Origin of the sequence: Oceanicola sp. S124 (assembly GCF_000220565.1) — a bacterium.
In the GTDB taxonomy this organism is placed as follows: Bacteria; Pseudomonadota; Alphaproteobacteria; order Rhodobacterales; family Rhodobacteraceae; genus Pseudooceanicola.
In genome coordinates, this window is the sequence record NZ_AFPM01000325.1 from 1 (window position 1) to 6,214 (window position 6,214).

A 6,214-nucleotide genomic window follows, 5' to 3' on the forward strand; every position below is an offset into this window, starting at 1 on the left:
CGCCTTGGTGCGGGCCGACGCGCGTGCGGCGCGCGGGCTCAGGCGCGGCGCAGGGCCGCGGTGGCCACCCCCATGACGCAGAGTGCGCCGCCCCCCAGCCGGGTCAGCCGCGGCAGGAGGCGCGGCTGGACCAGCCGCTGCCGCAGCCGGTCGGCCAGCAGCGCATAGGCGAGGGCGTTCAGCGCCGCGAGGCCGACGAAGGTCGGGATCAGCACGCCGAACTGCGGCAGCAGCGCCGTCTCGGGGGAGAGAAACTGCGGCACGAAGGCGATGAAGAAGATGATCGACTTCGGGTTCAGCGCGGTGACCGCGGTGGCATGCAGGAAGACCCGCCGCATGGTGGCTGGGGGCAGGGCCGAGGTCTGGGCCAGCCGGCTGTCCGGGGCGGTGCGGATCATCTTCACGCCGAGATAGACCAGGTAGGCCGCGCCGAGCCACTTCAGCAGCAGGAACAGCTTGGCCGAGGCGAGCACCAGCGCGCCGAGACCCGCCAGCGAGGCCGACATGGCGATCAGGTCGCCAAGCGCCACCCCGGCGGCGGTCGCCAGGGCGACGCGCCGGCCCTGGCTGATCGCATAGCTGAGCACCAGCACGACGGTGGGGCCGGGGATCAGCAGCAGGGCGACGGAAGCGGTGACGAAGGTCAACCAGAGGTGAAGGTCCATGGGGACTCCGTTGATTGGGTGGCCCAAGCCAGCCATCAATGCGGCCCCGTGTAAAGCCCTTGCCATGATCAGGAGAGCATGGCCGGACGCGGTGAGGCAAAGCCGATCGGGATGTCGAGGGGCGAGCTCGGCCAGGGCCTGCGACGCCGTGACAGGCCAGAGGAGCTGGCCGCCCGAAAGCGGCTGCCTGCAAAGTGCGACCCGGATGGGGGCAATGCGGCCGCGCGCGGGGGGGGCGGGGATTGCCTCCACGGCGAAGGGCTGTGCGGGCAGCGCAGGGCGCAGGGCGCGGCGCTGCAAAGCCGATCTGCTCACCGAGAGGAAAACGCGCAGGGGCCTCGGGTGCCGAGACCTGTCCTAGAGTTTGGACGTCCGAAAGCGGCTGCACGCCTGCCGCCACCCGGATGGCGGCGATGCGGCAGAGCAGGGCAGCCGGGGCTTGCCCTCGAGGCAAACGGTCTGGGTCAGGCTGGTACGGGGCGCGGAGGTCGGGGCGCTCTGCCCCGGCTCGTCGACGTCGACCGCCGTGGGCGCTGACCTGCCCCCTCGGGGCCCGATCGAAACGAAAAAGGGCGGCTCCGCAGAGCCGCCCTTTCTGTTCGGGGAGGGGGGCCGCCTCAGCGGGTCTCCACATCCGTGTAGTCGCGTGCGGTCTCGCCGACATAAAGCTGGCGGGGGCGACCGATGCGCATCGAGGGATCCTCGATCTGTTCCTTCCACTGGGAAATCCAGCCGATGGTCCGCGACAGGGCGAAGATCGGGGTGAACATCGAGGTGGGGAAGCCCATGGCCTCGAGGATGATGCCCGAGTAGAAGTCGACGTTCGGGAACAGCTTCTTGTCGGCGAAGTAGGGATCGGCAAGCGCTTGCTTTTCCAGCTCTTTCGCGACCTGCAGCGTCGGGTTGTTCTCGACGCCGAGCAGTTCCAGCACCTCGTCCGCGGATTCCTTCATCACCGTCGCGCGGGGATCGAAGTTCTTGTAGACGCGGTGGCCGAAGCCCATCAGGCGGAACGGATCGTTCTTGTCCTTGGCGCGGGCGATGAACTCGGGGATGCGGTCGACCGAGCCGATCTCGCGCAGCATCTCGAGGCAGGCCTGGTTGGCGCCACCGTGGGCGGGGCCCCAGAGGCAGGCGATGCCGGCGGCGATACAGGCGAAGGGGTTGGCGCCCGAGGAAGACGCCAGGCGCACCGTCGAGGTCGAGGCGTTCTGCTCGTGATCCGCGTGCAGGGTGAAGATCCGGTCCATCGCGCGGCTCAGGATCGGGTTCACCTCGTAGTCTTCTGCGGGAACCGAGAAGCACATGCGCAGGAAGTTGGACGCATAGTCCAGATCGTTGCGCGGGTACACGAAGGGCTGGCCGACGGTGTACTTGTAGGCCATGGCGGCCAGGGTCGGCATCTTCGCGATCAGGCGGATCGAGGCCACTTCCCGCTGGTGCGGGTCATTGATGTCGGTGCTGTCGTGGTAGAAGGCCGACATGGCCCCAACGGTGCCGACGAGGATCGCCATCGGGTGCGCATCGCGGCGGAACCCGGTGAAGAAGCGGTGCATCTGCTCGTGCACCATGGTGTGACGGGTCACCATGGTCTCGAAGGCTTCCAGTTGCTTCGCGTTCGGCAGGGCGCCGTAGAGCAGCAGGTAGCAGACTTCCAGGTAGTGCGATTTGCCGGCCAGCTGGTCGATCGGGTAGCCACGGTGCAGCAGCTCGCCCTTTTCACCGTCGATGTAGGTGATCGTCGAATCGCAGGAGGCGGTGGAGGTGAAGCTCGGGTCGTAGGTGAACATGCCGGTGGTGGCATAGAGCTTGCGGATGTCGATGACATCGGGCCCGGCAGAGGGCGAAAGCACCGGGAATTCGTAGCTCTCACCGTCGACCGTCAGAGTCGCCGTCTTTTTAGGTTCAGACATTCTTGATATCCCTTCCTCTGTTCCCGCACCGGCCCGTCGCAGCGACAGCCCGGCGCCCCTTGTCTTTCACGGCGCTCTCAACGTGTGGTTAAGAGGCGCCGTTGCCGGTTGCATCCGCCAGCCTGAGAAGCACTTCTTCCCGGCCGAGGACCAGCATCATATCGTAAACGCTCGGGGTCGCGGAGCGGCCCGCCAGCGCGGCCCGCAACGGTGCCGCCAGCTGGCCGAATTTCATCCCGTGATCCTCGGCGAACGTCGTCAGTTTCCCCTCCAGATCCTGACGCGTCCAGCTAACATTTTGCAAGTGCGGCGTCAATTCGCCCAGTATACCGATGGATACAGGGTCAAGCGACTTGGCTGCTTTCTCTTCAACCTGAAGCGGTCTGTCCGTCAGGCAGAAGTGAGCTTTTTCAATGAGTTCCGGGTAGGTCTTGGCCCGCTCCTTGAGGAAGGGCATGGCCTCGGAAAGGTAGTTTATTTTTTGTTCCGTCAGAGGATCCTGGCCCGTGACCGCACGGAAGGCCAGCAGCTCTTGCAGCAGCGCAGCATCTTCCGTTGCGGCAATGTGCTGACCGCAGATATTGGCCAGCTTCTTGAAGTCCAGCCGGGCCGGAGACTTGTTCATGCCCTCGAAGCCGAACCACTCCTGCGCCTGGGCATCCGAGAAGACCTCGTCATCGCCATGGGACCAGCCGAGACGGGCCAGGTAGTTGCGCATTCCCGAGGCTGGATAGCCCATGTCGCGGTATTCCTCGACACCAAGCGCGCCATGCCGCTTGGACAGCTTCTTGCCGTCCTCGCCGTGGATCAGCGAGATATGGGCATAGACTGGCAGGGGCCAGCCCATGGCGCTGTAGATGCCCATCTGGCGGGCAGCGTTGTTCAGGTGGTCGTCGCCCCGGATGACATGGGTCACGCCCATGTCGTGGTCGTCGACCACCACCGCCAGCATGTAGACCGGGGTGCCGTCCGAGCGCAGCAGGATCATGTCGTCAAGCTGGTCGTTGCCGATCCGCACCGTGCCCTGCACCTGGTCCTCGATCACCGTCTCGCCCTCCAGCGGCGTCTTCAGGCGGATCACGAAGGGCGCATCGGGATGGGTTGCGGGATCGGCGTCCCGCCAGGGGCTCTGGAACAGGGTCGAGCGCTTCTCGGCACGGGCGGCCTCGCGGAAGGCCTCGATTTCCTCCTGCGTCGAGAAGCACTTGTAGGCGGCGCCACGGTCGAGCATCTCGAAGGCAACGGCGCGGTGGCGGTCGGCGCGCTCGAACTGGCTGACGATCCCGCCGTCGTGGTCCAGCCCCAGCCAGGCCAGCCCGTCGATGATCGCCTGGGTCGCCTCGGGGGTCGAGCGGGCGCGGTCGGTATCCTCGATGCGGATCAGGAACTTGCCGCCGCGGCCCCGGGCAAAGAGCCAGTTGAACAGCGCCGTGCGGGCGCCGCCGATATGCAGGAAGCCCGTGGGCGAAGGGGCGAAGCGGGTGACGATCTGCTCGGACAAGGCGACGATCCTAACGTTTGATTAACCATGCGCTGTGTAGCGTTCCGGGCAATGTCTATCGGCGGGCCGGAGGCGAGACAAGTGCGGCAACTGGCAGTGACCCTGAGGCAGGCGGCGCTGGCGCAGCGCGGCCATCTGTTTCCCTGGGTGCCGGTTTGCCTGGGCGGCGGCATCGGCTGGTACTTCGCCCTGCGGGTCGAGCCGGGGGCGGGCACGCGCCTGGCCCTGCTGCTGCTGGCGGGGGGCCTTGCGCTGCTGGCGCTTCTCGCGGGGCGGCGCGGCATGGCGCTTGCGCAACCGCTGTTGCTGGCGCTGGCGCTGGTGGCGGGGGGCGTGGCGCTGGCCTCGTCGCGAGCGCAGTCGGTGGCGGTGCCGGTGCTGTCGTTCCGCTACTACGGGCCGGTCGAGGGGCGGATCATCGGCATCGACCGCTCGGCCTCGGACGCGGTGCGGCTGACGCTGGACCAGGTGCGGCTGGACCGCGTGCCGCCGGCGCGCACCCCGGCGCGGGTGCGGATCTCGCTGCATGGCCCCGAGGGCACCGGGGTGCGGCCCGGCGCGCGGGTGATGACCACCGGCCATCTCTCGCCCCCCGGCGGGGCGGTCGAGCCGGGCGGCTTCGACTTTCGCCGCCATGCCTGGTTCCAGCGCCTCGGCGCGGTCGGTTACACGCGGGTGCCGCTGCTGCTGAGCGCGCCGCCGACACCGGGGGCAACCCGCATCTTCAGCGCCCGCATGGCCCTGTCACAGGCCTTCCAGCAGGCCTTGCCGGGCGAGACGGGCGCCTTCGCCGCCGCCGTCACCGCCGGGGACCGCTCGGGGATGGGGCAAGAGACGCTGCAGGCGCTGCGGGTGTCGAACCTGGCACATCTGCTGGCGATCTCGGGGTTGCACATGGGGCTGCTGACCGGCTTTGTCTTTCTCGCCCTGCGCCGCCTGCTCGCGCTGTCGCCGCGCATCGCGCTCTACTGGCCGCTCAAGAGCTTCGCGGCGGCGGGGGCACTGGTGGTGGCGACGGTCTACCTCGGCCTGTCGGGCGGGGCCATCGCGACCGAGCGCGCCTTCGTCATGGCCGCGGTGGTGCTTGTCGCCGCCATGGCGCTGCGGAGGGCGCTGACACTGCGGGCGGTGGCGTTGGCGGCGCTGGTGGTGCTGGGGCTGCGCCCCGAGGCGCTGCTGTCACCGGGATTCCAGATGTCCTTCGCGGCGACCCTCGCGCTGGTCTGGATCTTCGCCATGATGAAGGACCGGGACTGGCCGGGGCGGGGCCTGGCGGGCCGGGCGGCGACGCTGGTGATCTCTTCGGCGGTGGCGGGGCTGGCGACGGCGCCCGTGGCAGCGGCGCATTTCAACCAGATCGCCCACTACGGGCTGCTGGCGAACCTGCTCTCGGTGCCGGTGATGGGCACGCTGGTGATGCCGGCGGCGCTGGTCTCGGTGCTGCTGATGCCGCTCGGGTTGGAGGCGCTGCCGATGGCGGTCATGGGCTGGGGGCTGGACTGGATCCTGGCCGTCGCCCGCTTCACTGCCGCGCTCGAGGGCGCCCGCGGCACGGTGCCCGCGCCCCCGGCCGGCGCGTTGGCGGTGCTCTGCCTCGGCGCGCTGCTGGTGTTTCTCTGGGTCGGCCGGGGTCGCTGGCTGGGGATCGCCCCGATGCTGCTGGCGCTGCTGCTCTGGAGCCGCGCTGAAAGACCCGCCGTGCTGATCTCGGAAACAGGCGGCCTTGTCGGGGTGATGACCGCCGGGGGGCGGGCCCTGTCGCGCGACCGCTCCGAGAGTTTCACCGCCCAGGTCTGGCTGGAGAACGACGGCGATCCGGCGGGCCAGCTGGCTGCGGCGGCGCGCTGGCCCGGGGTCACGGGCCTGCGCCACGTGACCGGCAAGCGCGCGGCCGGGGCCGCCGGCCCCTGCACCGCGTCCGAGATCCTTGTGCTGAGTGTCTCCGCCGAGCTGGCGAGCGGGGCGAAAGGCTGCGACATCTGGGATCCGGCCCGACTGCGCGACAGCGGCGCGGTGGCCATCCTGCCCGACGGACGTCTCGTCACCGCCCGCAGGCTCTCGGGAGAGCGGCTCTGGAACACGCCCGCCCTGGCGCAGCGCCCCGGCCTGCTGGCCCCCCTGCGCCGGGATCCCGG

The 6,214-nt window shown here is 69.1% G+C and carries 4 protein-coding genes; 1 reads left to right on the forward strand and 3 read right to left on the reverse strand.

Going from position 1 to position 6,214, the window contains the following annotated elements; all coding sequences use genetic code 11:
• Positions 1-38: 38 nt before the first annotated feature.
• From OS124_RS0122290 to gltX, 3 genes are all read right to left on the reverse strand, one after another.
• The gene (locus OS124_RS0122290; RefSeq protein WP_010142244.1) at positions 39-665 is read right to left on the reverse strand and encodes a LysE family translocator; all 627 of its coding nucleotides are present in this window, start codon (positions 663-665) and stop codon (positions 39-41) included.
• A 617-nt stretch (positions 666-1,282) separates the two neighbouring features.
• Complete coding sequence (locus tag OS124_RS0122295; RefSeq protein WP_010142245.1) at positions 1,283-2,578, reverse strand: citrate synthase; 1,296 nt, start codon at positions 2,576-2,578, stop codon at positions 1,283-1,285.
• Between the two features lie 88 nt (positions 2,579-2,666).
• Positions 2,667-4,079: a glutamate--tRNA ligase gene (gene gltX, locus OS124_RS0122300; protein WP_010142246.1), complete on the reverse strand. Its 1,413-nt coding sequence runs from the start codon at positions 4,077-4,079 to the stop codon at positions 2,667-2,669.
• 81 nt (positions 4,080-4,160) lie between these two features.
• Between gltX and OS124_RS25690 the strand changes: the two genes are divergently transcribed.
• On the forward strand, positions 4,161-6,214 hold a 2,054-nt coding region (locus OS124_RS25690; protein WP_010142247.1), incomplete at its 3' end, for a ComEC/Rec2 family competence protein.

Coding starts and splice junctions, on each gene's coding strand:
- OS124_RS0122295 (WP_010142245.1), bottom strand. CDS start 2,578: ATGTCTGAACCTAAAAAGACGGCGACTCTGACGGTCGACGGTGAGAGC.
- OS124_RS0122290 (WP_010142244.1), bottom strand. CDS start 665: ATGGACCTTCACCTCTGGTTGACCTTCGTCACCGCTTCCGTCGCCCTG.